This window comes from Jeotgalibacillus sp. S-D1, from assembly GCF_004358665.1.
Taxonomy (GTDB): Bacteria; Bacillota; Bacilli; order Bacillales; family Jeotgalibacillaceae; genus Jeotgalibacillus.
In genome coordinates this window covers 1-19,016 of sequence record NZ_SMZR01000010.1, presented here as the reverse complement: position 1 = coordinate 19,016, position 19,016 = coordinate 1, and the positions used below count along the sequence as shown (strand labels likewise).

19 protein-coding genes are annotated in these 19,016 nt (G+C 43.0%); 4 read left to right on the top strand and 15 right to left on the bottom strand.

From position 1 onward, the window contains the following. Window positions 1-35 precede the first annotated feature (35 nt). From E2R51_RS18200 to E2R51_RS18190, 3 genes are all read right to left on the bottom strand, one after another. The gene (locus E2R51_RS18200; protein ID WP_133378515.1) at window positions 36-2,444 is read right to left on the bottom strand and encodes a heavy metal translocating P-type ATPase; all 2,409 of its coding nucleotides are present in this window, start codon (window positions 2,442-2,444) and stop codon (window positions 36-38) included. 84 nt (window positions 2,445-2,528) lie between these two features. After that, on the bottom strand, window positions 2,529-2,738 hold the full coding sequence (copZ, locus tag E2R51_RS18195) for a copper chaperone CopZ (RefSeq protein ID WP_133378514.1): 210 nt from the start codon (window positions 2,736-2,738) through the stop codon (window positions 2,529-2,531). 12 nt (window positions 2,739-2,750) lie between these two features. Beyond that, the gene (locus E2R51_RS18190; protein ID WP_133378513.1) at window positions 2,751-3,098 is read right to left on the bottom strand and encodes a metal-sensitive transcriptional regulator; all 348 of its coding nucleotides are present in this window, start codon (window positions 3,096-3,098) and stop codon (window positions 2,751-2,753) included. 365 nt (window positions 3,099-3,463) lie between these two features. Here E2R51_RS18190 and cls point away from each other — a divergent pair, with 365 nt between their 5' ends. After that, window positions 3,464-4,912 (top strand): cardiolipin synthase, encoded by a 1,449-nt coding sequence (gene cls, locus E2R51_RS18185; protein WP_133378512.1) that lies wholly within the window; start codon window positions 3,464-3,466, stop codon window positions 4,910-4,912. A gap of 48 nt (window positions 4,913-4,960) precedes the next feature. Here cls and E2R51_RS18180 read toward each other — a convergent pair whose 3' ends face one another. The 6 genes from E2R51_RS18180 to E2R51_RS18155 all read right to left on the bottom strand — a co-directional run bounded on the left by E2R51_RS18180 (window position 4,961) and on the right by E2R51_RS18155 (window position 12,248). Beyond that, complete coding sequence (locus E2R51_RS18180; RefSeq protein ID WP_133378511.1) at window positions 4,961-5,953, bottom strand: NAD-dependent epimerase/dehydratase family protein; 993 nt, start codon at window positions 5,951-5,953, stop codon at window positions 4,961-4,963. Window positions 5,954-6,060: 107 nt separating this feature from the next. After that, a complete protein-coding gene (locus E2R51_RS18175; RefSeq protein ID WP_133378510.1) occupies window positions 6,061-6,924 on the bottom strand; it encodes a M15 family metallopeptidase in 864 nt (287 codons plus the stop codon). A gap of 161 nt (window positions 6,925-7,085) precedes the next feature. After that, the gene (locus E2R51_RS18170; protein WP_133378509.1) at window positions 7,086-8,237 is read right to left on the bottom strand and encodes a mannitol-1-phosphate 5-dehydrogenase; all 1,152 of its coding nucleotides are present in this window, start codon (window positions 8,235-8,237) and stop codon (window positions 7,086-7,088) included. Continuing rightward, window positions 8,234-8,668 (bottom strand): PTS mannitol transporter subunit IIA, encoded by a 435-nt coding sequence (locus E2R51_RS18165; RefSeq protein WP_133378554.1) that lies wholly within the window; start codon window positions 8,666-8,668, stop codon window positions 8,234-8,236. Before E2R51_RS18165 ends, E2R51_RS18170 begins: the two co-directional genes overlap by 4 nt. Continuing rightward, window positions 8,668-10,770: a BglG family transcription antiterminator gene (locus tag E2R51_RS18160; protein WP_133378508.1), complete on the bottom strand. Its 2,103-nt coding sequence runs from the start codon at window positions 10,768-10,770 to the stop codon at window positions 8,668-8,670. Before E2R51_RS18160 ends, E2R51_RS18165 begins: the two co-directional genes overlap by 1 nt. Before the next feature lie 23 nt (window positions 10,771-10,793). Next, entirely contained in the window at window positions 10,794-12,248 is a 1,455-nt protein-coding gene (locus tag E2R51_RS18155) for a PTS mannitol transporter subunit IIBC (RefSeq protein WP_133378507.1), read from the bottom strand. A 229-nt stretch (window positions 12,249-12,477) separates the two neighbouring features. Between E2R51_RS18155 and E2R51_RS18150 the strand changes: the two genes are divergently transcribed. After that, on the top strand, window positions 12,478-12,903 hold the full coding sequence (locus E2R51_RS18150; RefSeq protein ID WP_133378506.1) for an organic hydroperoxide resistance protein: 426 nt from the start codon (window positions 12,478-12,480) through the stop codon (window positions 12,901-12,903). A gap of 260 nt (window positions 12,904-13,163) precedes the next feature. Here the strand turns inward: E2R51_RS18150 and E2R51_RS18145 are convergent, their stop codons facing one another. Further along, window positions 13,164-13,493 (bottom strand): hypothetical protein, encoded by a 330-nt coding sequence (locus E2R51_RS18145; RefSeq protein ID WP_133378505.1) that lies wholly within the window; start codon window positions 13,491-13,493, stop codon window positions 13,164-13,166. 116 nt (window positions 13,494-13,609) lie between these two features. On the opposite strand from E2R51_RS18145, the gene E2R51_RS18140 reads away from it, so the two are divergent. Next, the gene (locus tag E2R51_RS18140; protein ID WP_133378504.1) at window positions 13,610-14,749 is read left to right on the top strand and encodes an MFS transporter; all 1,140 of its coding nucleotides are present in this window, start codon (window positions 13,610-13,612) and stop codon (window positions 14,747-14,749) included. A gap of 72 nt (window positions 14,750-14,821) precedes the next feature. Here E2R51_RS18140 and pcp read toward each other — a convergent pair whose 3' ends face one another. From pcp to E2R51_RS18125, 3 genes are all read right to left on the bottom strand, one after another. Continuing rightward, the gene (gene pcp, locus E2R51_RS18135; RefSeq protein ID WP_133378503.1) at window positions 14,822-15,424 is read right to left on the bottom strand and encodes a pyroglutamyl-peptidase I; all 603 of its coding nucleotides are present in this window, start codon (window positions 15,422-15,424) and stop codon (window positions 14,822-14,824) included. 89 nt (window positions 15,425-15,513) lie between these two features. Continuing rightward, a complete protein-coding gene (locus tag E2R51_RS18130) occupies window positions 15,514-15,771 on the bottom strand; it encodes a hypothetical protein (RefSeq protein WP_133378502.1) in 258 nt (85 codons plus the stop codon). A gap of 191 nt (window positions 15,772-15,962) precedes the next feature. Then, complete coding sequence (locus E2R51_RS18125) at window positions 15,963-16,721, bottom strand: (S)-benzoin forming benzil reductase (protein WP_133378501.1); 759 nt, start codon at window positions 16,719-16,721, stop codon at window positions 15,963-15,965. A 120-nt stretch (window positions 16,722-16,841) separates the two neighbouring features. On the opposite strand from E2R51_RS18125, the gene E2R51_RS18120 reads away from it, so the two are divergent. Continuing rightward, a complete protein-coding gene (locus E2R51_RS18120) occupies window positions 16,842-17,408 on the top strand; it encodes a maltose acetyltransferase domain-containing protein (RefSeq protein ID WP_133378500.1) in 567 nt (188 codons plus the stop codon). A gap of 28 nt (window positions 17,409-17,436) precedes the next feature. On the opposite strand, the gene yidC is transcribed toward E2R51_RS18120, so the two are convergent. Both yidC and E2R51_RS18110 read right to left on the bottom strand, forming a co-directional pair. Then, window positions 17,437-18,204 carry a membrane protein insertase YidC gene (gene yidC / locus E2R51_RS18115; RefSeq protein ID WP_240733135.1) on the bottom strand — a complete coding sequence of 256 codons (768 nt, stop codon included), beginning with the start codon at window positions 18,202-18,204 and terminating at the stop codon, window positions 17,437-17,439. A gap of 32 nt (window positions 18,205-18,236) precedes the next feature. Continuing rightward, window positions 18,237-18,527, bottom strand: a complete 291-nt coding sequence (locus tag E2R51_RS18110; protein ID WP_133378498.1) for a hypothetical protein — start codon at window positions 18,525-18,527, stop codon at window positions 18,237-18,239. Window positions 18,528-19,016 lie beyond the last annotated feature (489 nt).

Here is a 19,016-nt window from a genome sequence, read left to right as displayed (position 1 = left end):
CCTTTTTGCAGCATCGTACATTTTCTTTTTTTGTGCTAAAGCTTCACGCGCTGCAATCTCAGTGCATTTAGCACAACGGAAACGGAGCTGAATGCCATTGCTGCCCCGGCTACCCATGGCGCCAGCAGTCCAATTGCCGCAATGGGAATTCCGAGTGTGTTGTAGCCAAAAGCCCAGAATAGATTTTGCTTAATGTTTTTCATCGTTTTACGGCTCATGAGAATGGCGTCTGCGATGCTGTTTAAATCTCCCCGGATCAGAGTAATATCCGCTGCTTCCATCGCTACATCGGTTCCTGTACCAATTGCCATTCCAATGTCCGCCACAGCCAGCGCAGGTGCATCATTGATTCCATCCCCGACCATTGCCACTTTTTTGCCCTCTTTTTGAAGCTTGACAATTTCGTCTGCTTTTCCTTCCGGCAGAACCCCAGCAATTACCTTTGGGATTCCCGCCTCAGCTGCCACAGCTTTTGCAGTCCGTTCATTGTCACCGGTCATCATTATGACTTCGATCTCCATATCAAGCAGCCGTTCGATCGCCTTTTTCGATGTTTCTTTCATCGTATCCGCCACTGCAATTAAGCCAGCAGGTTTGCCATCGATGGCTGCCAGCATTGCTGTTTTGCCAGCTTCCTCAAGGGCAGTCATTTCATCTTCAAAATAAATGGTGTTAATCGAAGACTGTTTTAACAGATTTCTTGTGCCTACGAGGACTTCTTTGCCGTCAATGACTGCTCTCACGCCAAAGCCGGTGACCGATTCAAAATGGGCAGCATCTGAAACCTGAATTCCCCGATCTTTTACTCCAGCCACAATCGCCTGTGCCAACGGGTGTTCTGATCCATTTTCTGCTGATCCCGCATAGTAAAGCAGTTCGTCCGCTGTAAAGCCGTCTGCCGGTTTAACATCTGTGACTGCAGGTTCGCCCTTTGTTACGGTGCCTGTTTTATCAACAACAACGGTCGTTACAGATTGTGTGGTTTCCAGATGCTCTCCGCCCTTAAACAGAATCCCTGCTTCCGCTGAACGTCCGGAACCGGCCATAATAGACGTTGGTGTTGCCAAACCGAGTGCGCAGGGACAGGCAATCACTAACACAGCAATTGTTGCTTCCAGGGCTGCAGCAAAGTTGCCTGGTGATGCAAAGCTGATCCATACAATAAACGTTAATACAGCAATTCCTACAACAATGGGTACAAAAATACCTGAAATTCTATCGGCCTGCCGCTGAATAGGTGCTTTGGATCCTTGCGCCTGCTCCACTACGTTTATGATTTGAGCGAGCGCTGTATCTTTCCCTACCTTCGTTGCCGTTACTTTTAAGAATCCCTGCTTGTTAATTGTAGAGCCAATTACTTCATCTCCCGGCATTTTGTCCACAGGAATGCTCTCACCCGTCAGCATGGATTCATCGATGGAAGAACTGCCTTCAGCTATGACTCCATCCACAGGAATTTTTTCTCCCGGCCGGACAGCAAGCAGGTCTCCAGCCTGCACATCCTCCAGCGGAATTTCGATTTCTTGATTTTCTCTTATTACAGTAGCGTTTTTTGCCTGAAGTCCCATCAGTTTTTTAATTGCTTCTGAAGAACGGCCTTTTGCTTTGGCTTCAAATAACTTGCCTAATACAATGAGTGTGATGAGTACAGCACTCGTTTCAAAATAAAGACCCATTTGATGTCCAAGCATATTTACTGATTGATAAGCCAGATAAACACTATAAAAATAAGCGGCCGATGTCCCCAGTGAAACAAGCACATCCATATTGGCACTGCCGTTTCGAAGGGCTTTATATGCTCCGGTATAAAAAGATTTGCCAATAATAAATTGAACCGGTGTCGCAAATGCCATTTGCACCCATGGGTTCATGAAAACATCAGGAACATACAACCACGAAGTAAAACTAAAATGGCCGACCATTGTCCAAAGAAGCGGCAGAGATAAAAGAAGCGATACAAAAAATTTGCGCTGCTGCTTTTTTATGTCGATGATTCGGCGGTCTTCCTGTTCTTTGTTCTCCATTTTAGGCTTAGCTTTATATCCTAATTTATCAACCTGTGAAAGAATATCCGGAACCGTAACACTTCCTTCTATAAACTCAACTGTAGCCTGTTCCAACGCCAGATTAACGCTCGCCTCTTTGATCCCTTCCAATTTGTTCAGCCCTTTTTCAATCCTTGCTGAACAGGCCGCACAGGTCATTCCGCTGATATCAAATTCAGCTTTTTGTGTGGCAACCCCGTAACCCAGATCTTTTACTTTCTGTTCAATCTCCGGCAGTGTTAAAAGATCTGGATGATAGGACACTGTTGCTTTTTCAAGTGTAAGATTCACTGCAGCTTGATCTATTCCCTCAAGCTTGTTCAACCCCTTTTCGACCCTGGTTGAACAAGCAGCACAGGTCATTCCGGTAATATGAAATTCAGTTTTAATCTGCGTCATGGTCTTTCATCCCCTTTATACCCCACATAGGTATATTTCACAGTAAAAGAAAGTGTGCTGCCTTCGCTGCACACTTTGGGCTGTTTATTTAATTTTATAGCCCTGCTCTTCTATTTTCGCGCGAATTTCACTTAATGTTACGAACGAGTCCTGGAAGTCAACATCAACTGTGCCCTGCTGACGATTCACTTTCACTTCATTCACGCCTCCGAGATCCCGTACGTTTGTTTCAATTGCCTCTACACAATGCTGACAAGACATACCTTCTACGTTTAATGTAACTGCTTCTACCATGACTCATTCCTCCTATTTTTTCATTAATCTTTTCATCGTGGCTAATAGTTCGTCTACCACTTCCAAATCACCATCTTGAATTCTGTCAACGATACAGCTCTTCATATGACCTTCCAGCAATAGGTTTGACACGCTGTTGAGTGCTGACTGAGTTGCTGCGATTTGCGTGATGACGTCATCACAATAGGTGTCTTTGTCAATCATACCCTTTATTCCCCGTATTTGTCCTTCAATACGATTCAGGCGTGTGTTCAGGTTTTTTTTCATCAGATCTGAATGATGACTTTTACGGTTGTGACCGGGGGAACAGTGTTCACCATTAGTTTCAAGAAGGCTGTTTTCATCACCAAGTATATCCATGCCGCCACTCCTGCCCTGTTAGTTATTTTATCATTGGTTTTGCAATCAACGGTGTGCATCTCACATCAGCCGAGATGAACAAATTTTTATAGTTAAAGTATAACATACCCCATATGGGTATACAAAGAATAAACTTCTCTATCTAAAACACCCTCTTGGCACCTTAGCTTCAACTTACATCCAGGCTGCTTTTTCCACTCTTATCCTTTACGCATTTCTACACGTTCTTTATATGGTATTATATAAATAATTACTGCAGTTATTGTAGAAAAACACCGTTTAGCACGAATAGATTCGTTTTATCTATAATAGATAGGGAATACTGCTTTGTATCATAATCTATTTACAGATTGGCAGGGAAGCCTATGGACTGGATCTCAATTTTGGTTGGATTCATCTTCTTTTTAAACTTTATTTTTGCCGGCATCCTCATCTTTCTCGAAAGAAAAGATGCAAGCGCAACCTGGGCCTGGCTGATGGTCCTCTTTTTTATACCGGTATTCGGGTTTGCTTTATATTTGCTCCTGGGCAGGCAGCTGAATAGGAAACGGCTCTTTCACTGGGACGGTCAAAGCCGTATTGGAATTGAACAATTAATTCGATATCAGATCGATGCCATTTCGAATAAAACATTTGATTTTAAATCGAAAGAAACAGAAGACATGCAGGATCTGATTTTTATGCAGTTATCAAACAGTGACTCTGTGCTGACGCAGGATAACGCCGTTGATATCATTGTGGACGGCCAGAAAAAGTTTGAAGCCCTGTTTGAGGATATTGATAATGCAAAGGATCATATCCACCTTCAAACCTATATCCTTCGACGGGATGATTTAGGCAAACGGCTGCTGGCTCTGCTAATTAAAAAAGCAGAGCAGGGAGTAAAGGTACGGATTCTCTATGACGATATGGGTTCAAGAGGAATGACAAAACGGTTTTTTAAAGGCCTTCAGGCAGTTGGCGGAGAAATAGAAGCATTTTTCCCGTCAAATGTGCCTCTTATTAATCCAAGGCTTAACTTTAGAAATCATCGGAAATTAGTGATTGTGGATGGACGCGTTGGCTATATCGGAGGTTTTAATGTAGGGGATGAATACTTAGGTCTTGATCCTCGCTTCGGCTACTGGCGTGACACTCATTTACGTGTGGAAGGCAGCGCAGTCCACCCCATTCAAACCCGTTTCATTTTGGATTGGAATCAGGCATCCCACCGGTATGATATTGAATATGCCGATAATTATTTCCCGGCGATTCCGTTAAAGGGTGACGTTGCCATGCAGATTGTTTCAAGCGGACCCGATTCTGAGTGGGAGCAAATAAAAAATGGCTATATTAAATTAGTCACCAATGCCAAGAAGTATGTGTATATTCAGACCCCATATTTTATTCCAGACGCCAGTTTGCTGGATGCTCTGCGTATTGCTGCTTTATCGGGTGTCGATGTCCGCATTATGATTCCAAATAAGCCTGATCATATGTTTGTTTATTGGGCGACCTATTCCTATGTGGGTGAGCTGATGAAAGCCGGTGCAAGAATCTATATTTATGACAACGGTTTTATTCATGCAAAAACGCTTGTAACAGACGACGAAGCAGCTTCTGTCGGAACGGCGAATATTGACTTAAGAAGCTTCCGTTTAAATTTCGAGGTAAATGCATTTATTTATCATCAGGAAACTGCTACTACACTTTGCCAGATTTTCCTGGAAGATATGGTCTTGTCAAGGGAGTTAACACCGGAGCTTTATCAAAAACGTTCACATTATATACGTTTCAAAGAATCAATCTCACGGCTCTTATCTCCAATACTTTAAATTCAAAAAGCTTCTTCCGGATCCGGGAGAAGCTTTTTTCCTGATTCTTTATTTACTTCTCATATCCTGAAGAATTGCTTCTTCCTTTTCAGCCGATAAGCCAGCCTTCCATTTATGATGTTTTCTGGCTGATTGCCATTGGTAGGTATCCCTGATGGTTTCTTCTGGTGTCCGGAAGGTCAGTCCTTTTTGAATTGCTTCTTTTGCATCTGCCAAAATAAATCCATCCGGATAAGATTCGTTGCGCGGAATCCAGAATGGAAGCTCGACAAATGCTCCTGCATCATGTGCCAGCAGTATTTCGTCTTTGACCCACACCAGTTCAGCATCAGAGGCTGTAACCTCTTTAACCGTATGTAAATACTGTTCCATTGTGGGGTTCTCTTTCAGACCAGCCGCATTGTATGTGCCTGATTCTTTGTTCTCCATCATACGGATAATCCACTCAGACAAATCGCGTACATCAATCCACTGTATTTGTCTTGAAGGCTCTCCGGGGGCTGCCACTTGTCCGCCTCTTGCTACGCGATCAACCCAGTATGTAAACCGGTCCGTAGGATCATCAGGCCCTACAATCAGTCCTGGCCGTATGCACAGCGCCCTGTCTTCATAAATCTCTTTTATTACTTCTTCGCATTTTTGTTTAAGCGGGCCGTAATTTTCCCCACTAATCACTTCACTGTCTTCCTTCAGCTCTGCAAGCTTCGTTTTCCCCACACTTGCCGGACCATTGGCAAAGTCTTCGTAGACAGAAACGGTAGAAATGAAGATATAATGGCCGACTCGTCCGTGCAGCAGCTTCGCGGTTGCCTCTGCCTGGCTAGGTACATATCCTGATACATCGATCACAGCATCCCATTCCCCTTCTTCCAGCGAAGAAAGATCGCCATTACGGTCTCCCACCCGTTTTTCTATAGCGGGAAAAAGATTCTGATTTGTTTTCCCCCGATTGAACAAAGTTACCTCATGACCTGCTTGAATCGCACTTTCTGCCAAATGCCTGCCAACAAATTGAGTGCCTCCCAAAAGCAACAGCTTCATCCATTTTCCCCCCTGAAGTTTTTTAATTCTTTTAAATAGTATAACGAATCACCCTATTTAGCGGTATAAAAAAGTCCGGCTGAATTTTTCCAGCCGGATTTTATCTATTACATATTTAAGTATTCTTCCAATGTTAATCCGCTATTGTGAACTTTAACAGCGAGATCTTCACCAAGGTAGCGGAAATGCCAGGATTCATATTGATAGCCCGTAATATCTTCTTTGCCAGGTGGATAACGGAGTATAAAACCAAAATGGTGAGCGTTGTCAGCAAGCCATTTTGCGGCTTCTGTATCTTTAAAGCTGTCATCTGCCCATTGCGCTTCCTGGCCAACCTCCCCAATATCAAATCCAAGCCCGGTCTGATGCTCTGAGTAGCCCGGCTGAGCGCTGAATCGGTCGGCTTCTTCCTGACCGTGCTCATCCACATAACGATGATATAACTCATCCTGGTATTCATAAGAGCGATACGTGCTGAATGCAACGAGTTCGAAGCCTTCTAGCGCTGCTGCCTTTTCCATTTCCATATAGGCTGCTTTCGCTTCTTCATCTTCACCAGGAGCAAAGTCATCAGGCAGCGGATACTCTTTATTGGCAATTAACACGCCCTGCACATACGTTGGTTCTTTAACGGTTTCAGGCGTTAAAGGTTCTTCCTCTTTAACCGGAGGCGTTTCTTCCTTCAACTCATCATCTGATGGTTCAGGCGGATTTTCAGCTGGCGGTTCTTCTTCCGCATTGCCATCGTCCGGTTCATTCGCCGGATTGTTTTCGTCTGCCGGTTCTTCTGCTGCTTTGTCCGGCTCATTGGATGAACTATAAAACAACCCCTGAATCGCTTTGTCTACTGACCAATTATACGCACTTAACGCGCCAAGTGATGCTCCAATAAGAATGGTAAATAGAACGGCAAGTGTAATCCAAATTTTTGTGCCTCTTTTTTTCCTGGTATTCAATCGTTGATTTTTCATGATGAAACATTTCCCTTCCTTTACCACAAATCCTCACTACATTAGACTCCATTCTATCAAAAAAAGTTACATCAACACTAGCAAAGAAAATAAAATATAATAAAAAACCTGCATAAGTCTCATTATATGGACTTATGCAGGCGGAAATACTGATTCTCTTATTATTTTTGCTTTTGATATTGATCTGCCACTGCCAGTACGAGCGGATCATTTTCCTCAAGCCCTGATATTTGGGCAAATGTACGCTTGGCACCTAATTCGTTCATTTTTTGCTGAAGTGACTGGCTCTCCTCGTCACTTTCCTGTTCAAAATGAAGGGCTGACGCAATGGTTTCGATGAGCGCCTGTGGAACTGTTCCCTCCTGCATGAGCGAATGAGCAGGGTAAACCAGCCGTTCACGTTTGCCCAGCTTTCGCAGCGGCGCACGCCCTACACGAGAGAGTTCATCAGATAAATAGGGATTTTCAAACCGTTCAATTATTTTTTGAACATAGGATTGATGCTCCACCTGATCGAGATTATATTTTTTAATTAGAAATTGGCTTGTCTCTTCAAGCGCTTTTTCTACCTTTTGCTTAATCTCTGAATCCTCAATTGCTTTATCGACTGTTACAAATCCCTGCCGTAAACCAAGGTACGCTATGCTTGCGTGTCCTGTATTTACTGTTAACAGCTTCCGTTCGATAAACGGGGACAAATCAGCGACAAACTGAACACCTTCCATCTCGGGAACGGCGCCTCTCCAGCTGCCTTCTTCAATCACCCATTCAAAAAACGGTTCCACCTGTACCGTCAATGCATCCTCGTGATGCTGGATGGGCACAATGCGGTCAACTGCTGAGTTTGGAAAACCGACTGATGCATCAATCTTGTTTTTCACATCATCAGACACATGCTTGTCAATTTCTGCTTTTAAGAAATCTGTTGCATTAATCATATTTTCACAGGCTACGATATTCATCTCTTTTAAAATGTTTTGTTCAGAAGCGTAGGTTAAGCCTGCCGCGATGTCTTTGGCGATGATGGACAGCACCGATGGACCTACAGATGCTGTAATAAGATCTGCATTCGCAACCGCCTTTATCAGCTCTTCCCGGTCAGATAAACTGTTAATGCCACTGACGCCGATTACTTCAAAGGAAGCCTGTTCATGAGACGCAATTTGAACTGTGTATTGTTTCTTATCATTTAATTCATTAATCACCCGTTCGTTTACATCAGCAAATTGTACGTTGAAGTCTGCTTCTGACAAAACGGCACCGATAAATCCTCTTCCTATATTTCCTGCACCAAAATGAAGGGCTTTTCTCATACGTCAGCATCCTCAAAAATTTGAATGATCTCTCTCTCAGATGTTGCAGCTACCAGCTTTTCAACGTTCTCCATTTCAGAGCATACGATGGCTATTTGTGAAAGCAGCTCCAAATGCTCGCCATCTTTACCGGCAATGCCGATTACAAGCTTTACGGTTTCCCCTTTGAATTCCACTCCATCTGGAACTTGCAAAAAAGATAGTCCGGAAGAGAGTACTTCTGTTTTCGCTTCGTCTGTGCCATGCGGGATTGCTACAAAATTACCCATGAAGGTAGTCGTAATTTCTTCTCTTTTTTTCATTGCATTAATGTAGTCTGGCGTTACATAACCTTGCTCAACAAGGATCTTTCCAGCTTGCTCAATCGCTTCTTCCTGGCTTTTTAACGATGCATTCAATACAATGTTTTCTTCCTTAAATAATGTTGTCATCATGATCCCTCCAAAAATAAATTCATTTTTTTGCGTATAAATTGATCGCATTTTTGTTCAAGCAGTTCATAAATCTCGTTTTCTGTTCCATTTGTAAAGACAGCTAACTGCTCTTCATCTTCAATGATGGCTGCGCTGATCAAACTCATTAATTCATAGACTTCTGCGTTCATTTTATCCGGCGCCAGCAGCAATAGCATTCTGTTCATTTCAATCTGTGACTGGTCCATTGCGTTTACTGTCAGTGATGAACTAAGCTGAAAAATCATGAAAAGAGGCCGGTTAATCTCAAGTGACCGGGCATGATACAAAGCAAGCTCTGTGCCTGGTATGCCAAGCCCGCCCAGCGTCTCCCTGTCTTTTAAAAGGGCAGAAAGGACACCTTTTTCCTCTATTATGTTTTTTTCCACACAATGCTCATCTACAAACGTCAGAAGCTGCTCTTCTTTTAGTTCTTTCCTGATTGGAATGACGGAAAATTCTTTTAAAATCTGAATCATTACCGCCGTTACTTGCTGAAGCTTTTCCAAAGAAGCTATGACCGGCTCTTTCTTTTTTGGGTGTTTTTTAGTGTTAAATCCATTTTTCCCGGTAATAGCGGGCATGTTTTTCTGAAGAAAACGCCTGACCTTCTCTACTTCATTTTCAGGTAAAAGAGGGCTGACCAGTATATACTCCCGATTTACATCTGCCAGGCCAATCGTTGAAATAATGACATCGTATTCTTTTCCAGCAAGCACTCTGGCATCCTGCAGAGAAGCCTGAGTGATGTCGGTGATTTCCGGAAACTCTTTTTTCAGACGGCTGGCGAGCATTTTTGACGTGCCGATACCGCTTGAACAAACAACCAGTGCAGAAATTGAAACGAGTTCCTTTTGAATTTCAAGTGAAGACGCAAAATGAAGCACAAGAAATGCCAGCTCGCCGCTTGAAAATTCTGCCTGTGGAAACAATTCCCCCAGCACCTGCTCCAATGTGTGAAACAAAATGGGATAATCCTCTTTAATCGTTTCGGTTAAAGGATTAAATGCCTGCAGTCCTTCTTCCGCCCGATGAATCGCCGGCTCTAAGTGGGCAATTAACCCTTCAAACAATGAATGGTCATGGCTGAAGGATACCCCTAGCTGCTGTCCCACCTTTTGAATCAGCGTTTGAACGATAAATGTCCATTCCGTCTGTTCAATGCTTGTGACCGACATCTGTTCTCTTCTTTTTGCTCCTCTTAAATGAATGGCTATATACCCAACTTCCTCTCTTGGAATCGCTATGCTGAATTCCTTCGAAAGTGAATTGGCTAATGAATGCGCCACGGTAAACTCAATTTTTTCAGCCAGTTCATTTTTTACATTTTCATCGATTTCGACCTTTTCACCGCTTTGAATCCGCCCAATGGCAAGTGAAATATGAATCACAAGGGCAAGATAGGCATCGTCTGCGATGGTATATGGCAGTTCCTTTATTTCATCCATAAGCAGTCTTTCGACCCGCATTAATAATTCACGGCTGACCACTCCAGCTGCTTTATGATCGAGTATGCCAGGAAAAATAAAGTGTTCATCGACCATGGAGTAGATGGATGTTGTATCAATCTGTTCAATTAAAAGATTGGCAAGCGCCCGTCTTCTCTCCCGCTCCGACCCGACAAGCTGAATGCCGTATCCTCTTCTGCGAATAATCGTAAGCCCATAAGGTTCAATTGCTTTTTCCAGCAGGTCAAGATCATGAGTCAGCGTACCCATGGCACAATTCAGTGCGCGGGTCAGCACCGCTGTTTTCACGGGAGACTCATGGCGGATTAAGTAATGAAGCAGCAAAACCAGCCGCTCTTCCTGCTGCAGGTCATGTTCCTGTACACCGCGCAGAGCAGTATCCAGCTGCTGAAGCTGTTCAGGACTGCCTGAAAGCTGAATGCCTGAACCTGACTGCTTTACAAGGGAAACTGAGTAATCAGCAAGTGCCTTCTCGACTTTTTTTAATTCACGATGAATGGTTCTGGAGCTGACATCCATCCCATCAGCCAATTCACGAATCGTCGTAAATTGGTGCTGAGTGCGCAACAGCCATTCAATTAGCTTTCTTTCTCTGCCAGTTATATAGTCCATTGCGCTCTCAGCACCTCCTGTTTTTATTTTAAAGCTTCAATAATTTCATCGTATTTTGGACTGTTAAGGAAGTTTTCAACGGAAACATGATAAGCATCCGGCTTCTTGTTCATTGCCCGTTCCGTTAAATCCTTGTGAGTGATAATTAAATCAGCATCATCAGGAATCTGATTAATCGCTGTATTGGTTACATCATAAGATAAACCGGCTTTTTTCATTTTGTTTTTAAGAAGTGAAGCCCCCATTGCACTCGAACCCATTCCTGCATCACATGCAAAAATGATTTTTTGAACACTTTCTTTTGAAATCTCATTCGGTGCTACTACAGCAGGTGCTTCTTCCTGCGTTTCTTTTTGTGAGGCTGTCAGAGAATCTGATGCCTGACTTTTCTTGCCTTTCATTGCTTCCATTTTCGCTGTCGCATCCGTCAGGTCTTCCTCAGTTGATTTAGCTGTGCGAAGGAATATAGATGCTACTCCGAAGGAAACCGCTGTTGCAATTACCACGCCTGATGCAACTGCCAAATAATTCCCCGGCGGCGTCAAGGCGAGAATAGCTAATATACTACCCGGAGAAGGAGGCGCACTTAGTCCTGCATCGAGCAGAACAAATGTGAAAACTCCGCTTGCTCCTCCAGCGATAGCTGCTAAGATCAGCACAGGCTTCATCAGAATGTAAGGGAAATAAATTTCGTGGATTCCCCCTACAAAGTGGATAATTGAAGCACCGGATGCCGTCTGCCTTGCTGTTCCTCTTCCAAAGACCATGTAGGCAAGAAGGATACCAAGACCCGGTCCAGGGTTGGATTCAAGCAGATAAAGCACTGACTTTCCAGCCTGCGCCGCCTGATCCGTTCCAAGTGGTGTCAATATACCATGATTGATCGCATTGTTTAAGAAAAGCACTTTACCCGGTTCAATAAAGATACTGACCAGAGGCAGCAAGCCCGCACTGACCATAAGTTCTACACCGGAAGCTAAAAACCCTGTAAATAGGACAACAACCGGACCTATTCCAAATAATCCAACGACAGCTAAAGCAGCTGCAGCGATCCCCGCTGTAAAGTTATTCACCAGCATTTCAAATCCTGAACGCACTTTGCCTTCAAGAAGCTGATCAATCTTTTTAATAATAAATCCGCCCAGCGGACCCATAATCATGGCTCCAAGGAACATCGGGATGTCAGCCCCTACAATAACCCCCATAGTGGCTGTCGCACCTACTACTCCTCCGCGATGTCCGTGAACTATCCGTCCTCCAGTGAAACCAATTAACAGCGGCAGCAAGTAGGTAATCATCGGTCCTACCAGCTCATTTAATGCCGCATTTGGATACCATCCTGTCGGGATAAATAAAGCCGTTATCAGGCCCCATGCAATAAATGCTCCGATATTCGGCATGATCATACCACTCAAAAATGATCCAAAGCGCTGAACTCTTGCTCGAATGCCGGACTTTTTATTTTCAGTCTGCGTCATTTTATTTCCTCCTTATCATTATTTTCTTACCCTTATCTTAAAACGCTTACAACCCTTTCTCAATAAGATCTAATTCTGAATTTGTCAACGGCATTGTTGCCATTTGACCTGTTGGCAGGATTTTTTTGGATAACTATATGTTTAACTCCTTACAAAAGAGTGAACAGTATAGTGTGTTGTTTTTTACAACAAATCAGACGAGTCATAATTAATGAAGGAGATGAGATATATGCCAATCTTAACTACAGCAGCAACCGCTCAAGGTGGAAGAAGTGGACATGTTCGATCAGCCGATGATTTGATTCAGCTGGATCTGGCTATGCCGGGAGACGGACAGGAACCGGAAGGCAAAACAAATCCTGAACAATTATTTGCTTCAGGCTACGCAGCTTGCTTTGATGGAGCTTATGGCTTAATTGCTAAAAAAGCAGGCAAAGAGGTTGAATCAAAAACCACAGCGCATGTCAGTCTTGAAAAAGACCAGGAAGATGACGGAGTAAAGCTTTCTGTGAAGCTGGTTGTTGAAGTAACCGGTGTATCACAGGAGGAAGCAGAAGATTTACTTGAAAAAGCTCACAACTTCTGCCCTTATTCTAAGGCAACACGCGGCAACATTGATGTAGCGTTAGAAGTGAAATCACAAAATAAACTATAATTTATTCAAGCCGCAGCCGGGTATGGCTGCGGCTTTTTTGTTGTGGAAGCAAAGAGGCCCGCGGGAATGATAAAGGTGAGTTTATGATTGTTAATTTGCAACGGAGATCGGGACTGCGAGCGCAGCGTGAGTTGAGAATGATAAAGGGGAAATTATGATCGATATCCTCTCAATGTTGATCGATAAACGCTGAAAAAAGTAAGTTAAAAGTCTGGTGTGGACGGGGCTGACCGATAAAATGGAGATCGTGATCGATATATTCAAAAAGTTGATCGATATATGCGTCGGTTTGTTCGATAAACCTGTAAACATGATCGATATTTTTTGGTTGCAGTAACATGGGCCGGCAGAATGATATAAGCGTGAAGATGATCGATATCCTCGCAATGTTGATCGATAAACACTGTAAAAAGTAAGATAAAAGTCTGGTGTGGACGGGGCTGACCGATAAAATGGAGATCGTGATCGATATATTGAAAAAGTTGATCGATATATGCGCCGATTTGTTTGATAAACCTGTAAACATGATCGATATCCCACTCAACCGCCAACCACCGATACTCCCCAAGCACCCCATGCTCCCCTTCCACCCATACTTCCCCCCTTCTCTCCTAAACATCCAATCCCAATTTCCCCCCAGTAACAATTCGTCTGTTATACTAGTGTTCTGTTATTAGCTAGATGAATGCCTATGGAGTGATGTTAAATGAAACAGCAAGCTTGGTTATCTACCAACTTTTTTACCTTCTTTTTTACCTGGGGAATCTTTTTACCGTATTGGACCGGATGGCTTGTCTCTGAAAAAAATCTAAGCGTGGCAGCTGCCAGCTCCATTATCGCTGCGGGTTTATTTGCAAGGTCGTTTTCCACCCTGTTTATTTTCCCTCAGCTTAGCAAACGGTTTAGCCTGGCCGTATTGATGAAGATTCTGCCTCTGCTCTCGGCAGTGATCCTGCTTCTATTTATTCCAATTGACTCATTTTTTGGTCTGATGGGTGTCATGGTCTTATTCAGTTTTTTTTATCCGAATATTTTACCCACAATGGAGAGCAATGCAACTGTCCTGATGAGAACCAACAAGATTAATTATGGACGAAGCCGTTCATGGGGATCTGCGGGTTATGCCATTGGTCTGATTGTTATCGGCATCACAACCGCCATCTGGTCGGAATCCTCAATAATGACCGTCATGGTGCTTGGAACCCTTCTTATGATTACTGCTTCCTTTATGCGTGCGCCAGACGCTCTGCACAGCCGAATCAGCCCGCAGCGTGGAGGCTACCGTGCCATATTTGCCACACCGGGCTTTGCGATCGTTTTAGGAATCTGTATTTTAATTCAAGGCGCACATGCTTCCTACTATAATTACGGATTCATTTATCTACAGGAATTGAATGTGTCGAGTGTGTACATAGGGTTTATTTTAAACATAGCGATTATTTCAGAAATTGCATTCTTTGCAGTCGCAGATAAGCTATTGAAAAAAACGCCGGTCTCCACCATGTTTATTTTTGCGGGGGCTGCGTCCATTCTGAGATGGGTTTTAATCGGATTATTTCCTTCTTTATGGATCTTTATTGTCACCCAAATCTTTCATTCTCTAACCTTTGGACTGGCCCATTATGCCTTTATCCGGTTTTTATACCGGACAGTGGATAAACCTTTAATTCCAACCGCACAGGGGCTTTACGCTTCTCTTGGAATGGGATTGAGCACAGCCGTCCTTACACAGATTGGCGGTTATCTCTACGAAATTTCTTCAGGACTGGCATTCATCGGAATGGGGGCAGCAGCGGTTCCTGCTGTGATCCTCGGTTGGTGGATGTACGTGAGAAGAATAGGATAAAAACTATTCTCCTCCACTTAAAAGGGTTTTAAAATCACAAAAAGGTTCCTTTTTGTCTTTAACTGGCTTGTATTAATCCAACGCTTCAATGCAAATCCGAATGGATTGCAGCAAATCTTCCTGGGACCAGCTAGGCATTTTCCCTGCATCAATCGCAAGCTCATGGGAGGCCGGTATATGGATAAACCCTGACTGAATCTGATGATGGTCCTGGTTTAACGTATAAAGCATCTGGTACATCACATGATTGCACAAATACGTTCCGGCTGTATTCGAAATCCCCGCGGGGTATCCCTGTTCTTTCAAACTTTCAACCATTTTCTGAATAGGGAGAGTAGAAAACAGACCATCCGGTCCATCAGGGATAATTTTTTCACCCGCAGGCTTGTTCCCGCTGTTATCACGGTCTCCGTCATTGCAGTTAATCGCAATTCGTTCTGGGGTTATCTTGGTCCTGCCTCCTGCCAGTCCCAGTGAGATGACAGCGTCGGGCTGGGTCTCTTCATAGTAATTCAGCATTTCTTTTCCTGAACGGGTAAAATCCACTGACATGATCCGTCCAATTATGTTGTAGCCGTTAATGATTGTGCCGTTTAATGACTGTACAATTTCCATCGTGGGATTCGTTGTAAACTGAAGAAAAGGTTCAAATCCTGTTAACAATAGCTTTTTCATCTTTTCACCGCCTCAAAAATACGTTAGCATACCCCCTCGGTAATCAAAAGAAAAAAGGAACCAAAGATCGGTTCCTTCTGCATAGAATCTTATTCGTTTGAATCCTCATCCTCGTTATCTAACATAGAATCATCGTCTGTATTTTCCATATCGGTGTCATTTTGATTTTCCTCTTCAGTGTCTGTTTCAGCATCATCGTTGTTGTCATCATTCATATTTCCGTCCTCGTTTTCTTCCACTTCTGGATCTTCAGGGGTATCTTCTGTGTCATCATTTCCGCACCCCGCTAAAACTCCAAGACTCAAGACGCCAGCTGCTCCAATTTGAAACCATTTTTTCATGTCCATTTGAAAAAACTCCTTTCCCAGGTAAGGTAGAATTTTCTAGCTTGGTATACAGTACATATCTACCCGGCAGGTATAGGACTAAACACACCGAATGTAAGGATAACGTTAAGAAATTGTTAATCCATTTACCATTATTTCTTCTCTTTTAAAAAACTCCCCGCAGCCGGCTGGCTGCTAGGGAGAATTTATAATTAATGCAATAGATCATTAATATGATACAATTTGCCGCTTTCTATTTGATCTTCCATCAGCAGCCTGACTAAAGCTCCGCCTACCTCATCCGGCTTTCTCAGCTTGCCGTCTTTTTTAAATTCCTGAAAACGTTCAACCTGTGAAAATGCGGATGCTGATGATGAACGAATGACCTCCTGCATCTCTGTATCCATGATACTCGGACTAAACGAAATAATGGTATTTTTGGAGCCTTGTTCAACTTGTTCTAATGCAGCAGTTTCTGTAAATAAGTTAAGCGCTGCTTTCGTACTTCCATAGACACTCCAGCCATGATTTGGTTTTTCTGCAGCTCCTGATGTTATATTCACAACCGTTAAGCTAATATCAAGTTCATTTGAGCGTTTAAACGCAATATTGGTTAATACAACCGGTGTTATGTAATTGAGGTGAACAGCCTGATCGACAAGTTCATTATCCAGATTTCCCACTTTTTCAATCGGTTCAACAGTGCCTGCATTATGGACAATCATTACCTTTTCGGGTGGTATTTGAGTAATTTTATCAAACCAACTGGTTAGAAAGGAAGCTGCCTGATCGGGTGAACGTAAATCGATCTGAGCGTGATCATAGGTCAATTCATTTTGCTCTGCCTTTTGCTGAAGCCGTTGATTTCCTGAGCGTGAAACATCAATGATGTGATAAGAATGATCGATCAAATGGTCAGCAACTGCTTCCCCGAGTCCCTTAGATGCTCCTGTTACAATGGCATAATTCATTAACAAGACCTCCTGATTTTTTCTTAAGTATACAACGATGATTTAACTCAGGCTAATGATACGGTTATGGTTATTATTCTGGTAAACTGTTTATGATAACTCGTCATGGAGGAGAATGATTTGGAAACTGAAAAAGATAAAATGATAGCTGGAAAAATGTATGAAGCCTGGCACCCGGAACTGGTTGCAGACCGTGTAAGAGCCAAAAAACTGACTGGAGAATTTAATCAGCTGAGCGCAACAGAAGAGCAAAGAAAAAAATTGATCCAGAAGCTCTTTGGTACTGCAGGAGAAAATATTTATATTGAACCATCCTTCCGCTGCGATTACGGCTACAACATTCATGTTGGTAAAAATTTTTATGCGAATTTTGATTGTCTTATTCTGGACGGATGCAAGGTGGAAATCGGAGACAACTGTATGCTTGCACCAGGGGTCCACATTTACACAGCAACTCATCCACTTGATCCCGATGAACGAAACAGCGGCAAAGAGTTTGGCAAGCCGATTACAATTGGAAATAATGTATGGATTGGAGGCAGAGCAGTCATAAATCCCGGCATTGTGATTGGAGATAACGCCGTAATAGCCTCGGGAGCGGTTGTAACTAAAGATGTGCCTGCAAATACAGTCGTTGGGGGAAATCCCGCCCGCTTCATTAAAACAATTCAAAAAAAAGAAAGGTAAGCTGCAGCGGCAGCTTACCTCTTTTTAATTATTGAACTGCCTCAACCGCTTTTTCCGGATGTTTTTGGTAGTATTTTTGACCAATCAGCGTTTGAATGATTAAAAATACCCCGCCAACCGTCCAATATAACGGCAGAGCTGCCGGAGCAGAAAATGAAATGAACATGATCATGACAGGTGAAATAAAGGTCATAATTTTCATTTGTTTTTTCTGGGCTTCCGGCAGATTATTTAATGTGACAAAGCCCTGCACAAAATAAACTGCGCCGGCGATCACCATCATCACAAGATCAGGTGATCCTAAATTGAACCATAAGAATGAATGGGTCGCAATTTCTTCTGAATAAGAAATGGCAAAATATAACCCCATCAGAATTGGCATTTGGATCAGAAGAGGCAGGCATCCCATATTCAATGGATTGACTCCATGCTTACGGTAGAGACCCATCATTTCCTGCTGAATGGCCGTTTGCTCTTCTTTTGATTTCGTTTCTTTTAAGCGTTTTTGAATCTCGTCCATTTCAGGTTTTAACACATTCATTTTCTCTTTCATTACCTGCTGATTTTGATAGTTTTTCAACATAAACGGCATTAAAATCAACCGGATAATCAGCGTTATGATAATGATGGATAACCCGAAGTTACCGTCAAAAAATGTTCCAATTTCATAGATCCCAACTTCAAATGGGCGCACAAACAGGGTGTAAAAAAAGCCTGTCTGATTTTGAACACTTGCACAGCCTGTTAAAAATACAGCCGCAAGCGATCCAATTAATAATATAGTTAACTTCTTCAAAGCATTCACCGTTCCTTTTCTTTTAAATTAAATCAATTTAATAAGAAAAGAGGTGACGCTGCTTCATCCGAATCATCTGGACAATCTTTACGTTTGATCGTTTTACCAAAAATCATTCTGCTGCAAATGGCTTCAACGGCCCGTAAGTTATTGGTGACTACCTGATCTGCAATGGGCAGAGTGCCCTTATTGCCTGACCACTTGCTGCTTATCCCCTCAAGAGTGAGAGGGCAATTCCAGCTCCATATGAGCAGGAGGATATACGCAAAAGGTACTGTTCCTTCATGTAAGGATTCCATCAGGGCTTGTACTAATATTTCCATTAACAAGACTCCTATTGTTTAAGTTACTTAGATTATAAGTCATGTTTGGAATAAAAACAAAAATTTCTTCATCCATTACAAATTCAATCTAGAATTTTTAAATGGAGACCGGTTCATTTCCGCTTCAGGCGGACGCTTTCCGCGTGGCGGGAGGTGAGCCTCCTTGATGCTTTCGCATCAATCAGTCTCACCCTTCCCGCTTTATCACGCTGGAGTCGCCACCTTCCGCTCCAATGAACCTAAGTGTTCAAAAGCTTACGAAAGAGCCAAAAAAATAATTCTGATAAAATAAAGAAGAGGTTGGAACATAACTCCAAAATTATGTGAATTGAGCCTATTTTAATTGCAAAGATGAGGTGAACGGAGCGGAAGGCGGCGACTCCTGCAGGATTTGACGGCAAGCTGAGACCCCGCAAGGCGAAGCCTGAGGAGGGCTCAGCGCCGTCCCTGCGGAAAGCGTCCGTCTGAAGCGCAGTGAACCGGATTGAA

What these genes read in the sequence shown, in the direction of transcription:
- copZ (WP_133378514.1), bottom strand. Translation starts at nt 2,738, where the DNA reads ATGGTAGAAGCAGTTACATTAAACGTAGAAGGTATGTCTTGTCAGCAT.
- E2R51_RS18150 (WP_133378506.1), top strand. Translation starts at nt 12,478, where the DNA reads ATGCCAATCTTAACTACAGCAGCAACCGCTCAAGGTGGAAGAAGTGGA.
- E2R51_RS18180 (WP_133378511.1), bottom strand. Translation starts at nt 5,953, where the DNA reads ATGAAGCTGTTGCTTTTGGGAGGCACTCAATTTGTTGGCAGGCATTTG.
- E2R51_RS18130 (WP_133378502.1), bottom strand. Translation starts at nt 15,771, where the DNA reads ATGGACATGAAAAAATGGTTTCAAATTGGAGCAGCTGGCGTCTTGAGT.
- cls (WP_133378512.1), top strand. Translation starts at nt 3,464, where the DNA reads ATGGACTGGATCTCAATTTTGGTTGGATTCATCTTCTTTTTAAACTTT.
- E2R51_RS18190 (WP_133378513.1), bottom strand. Translation starts at nt 3,098, where the DNA reads ATGGATATACTTGGTGATGAAAACAGCCTTCTTGAAACTAATGGTGAA.
- E2R51_RS18160 (WP_133378508.1), bottom strand. Translation starts at nt 10,770, where the DNA reads ATGGACTATATAACTGGCAGAGAAAGAAAGCTAATTGAATGGCTGTTG.
- E2R51_RS18110 (WP_133378498.1), bottom strand. Translation starts at nt 18,527, where the DNA reads ATGGAAATATTAGTACAAGCCCTGATGGAATCCTTACATGAAGGAACA.
- pcp (WP_133378503.1), bottom strand. Translation starts at nt 15,424, where the DNA reads ATGAAAAAGCTATTGTTAACAGGATTTGAACCTTTTCTTCAGTTTACA.
- E2R51_RS18155 (WP_133378507.1), bottom strand. Translation starts at nt 12,248, where the DNA reads ATGACGCAGACTGAAAATAAAAAGTCCGGCATTCGAGCAAGAGTTCAG.
- E2R51_RS18140 (WP_133378504.1), top strand. Translation starts at nt 13,610, where the DNA reads ATGAAACAGCAAGCTTGGTTATCTACCAACTTTTTTACCTTCTTTTTT.
- E2R51_RS18200 (WP_133378515.1), bottom strand. Translation starts at nt 2,444, where the DNA reads ATGACGCAGATTAAAACTGAATTTCATATTACCGGAATGACCTGTGCT.
- E2R51_RS18175 (WP_133378510.1), bottom strand. Translation starts at nt 6,924, where the DNA reads ATGAAAAATCAACGATTGAATACCAGGAAAAAAAGAGGCACAAAAATT.
- E2R51_RS18165 (WP_133378554.1), bottom strand. Translation starts at nt 8,668, where the DNA reads ATGACAACATTATTTAAGGAAGAAAACATTGTATTGAATGCATCGTTA.
- E2R51_RS18170 (WP_133378509.1), bottom strand. Translation starts at nt 8,237, where the DNA reads ATGAGAAAAGCCCTTCATTTTGGTGCAGGAAATATAGGAAGAGGATTT.
- E2R51_RS18125 (WP_133378501.1), bottom strand. Translation starts at nt 16,721, where the DNA reads ATGAATTATGCCATTGTAACAGGAGCATCTAAGGGACTCGGGGAAGCA.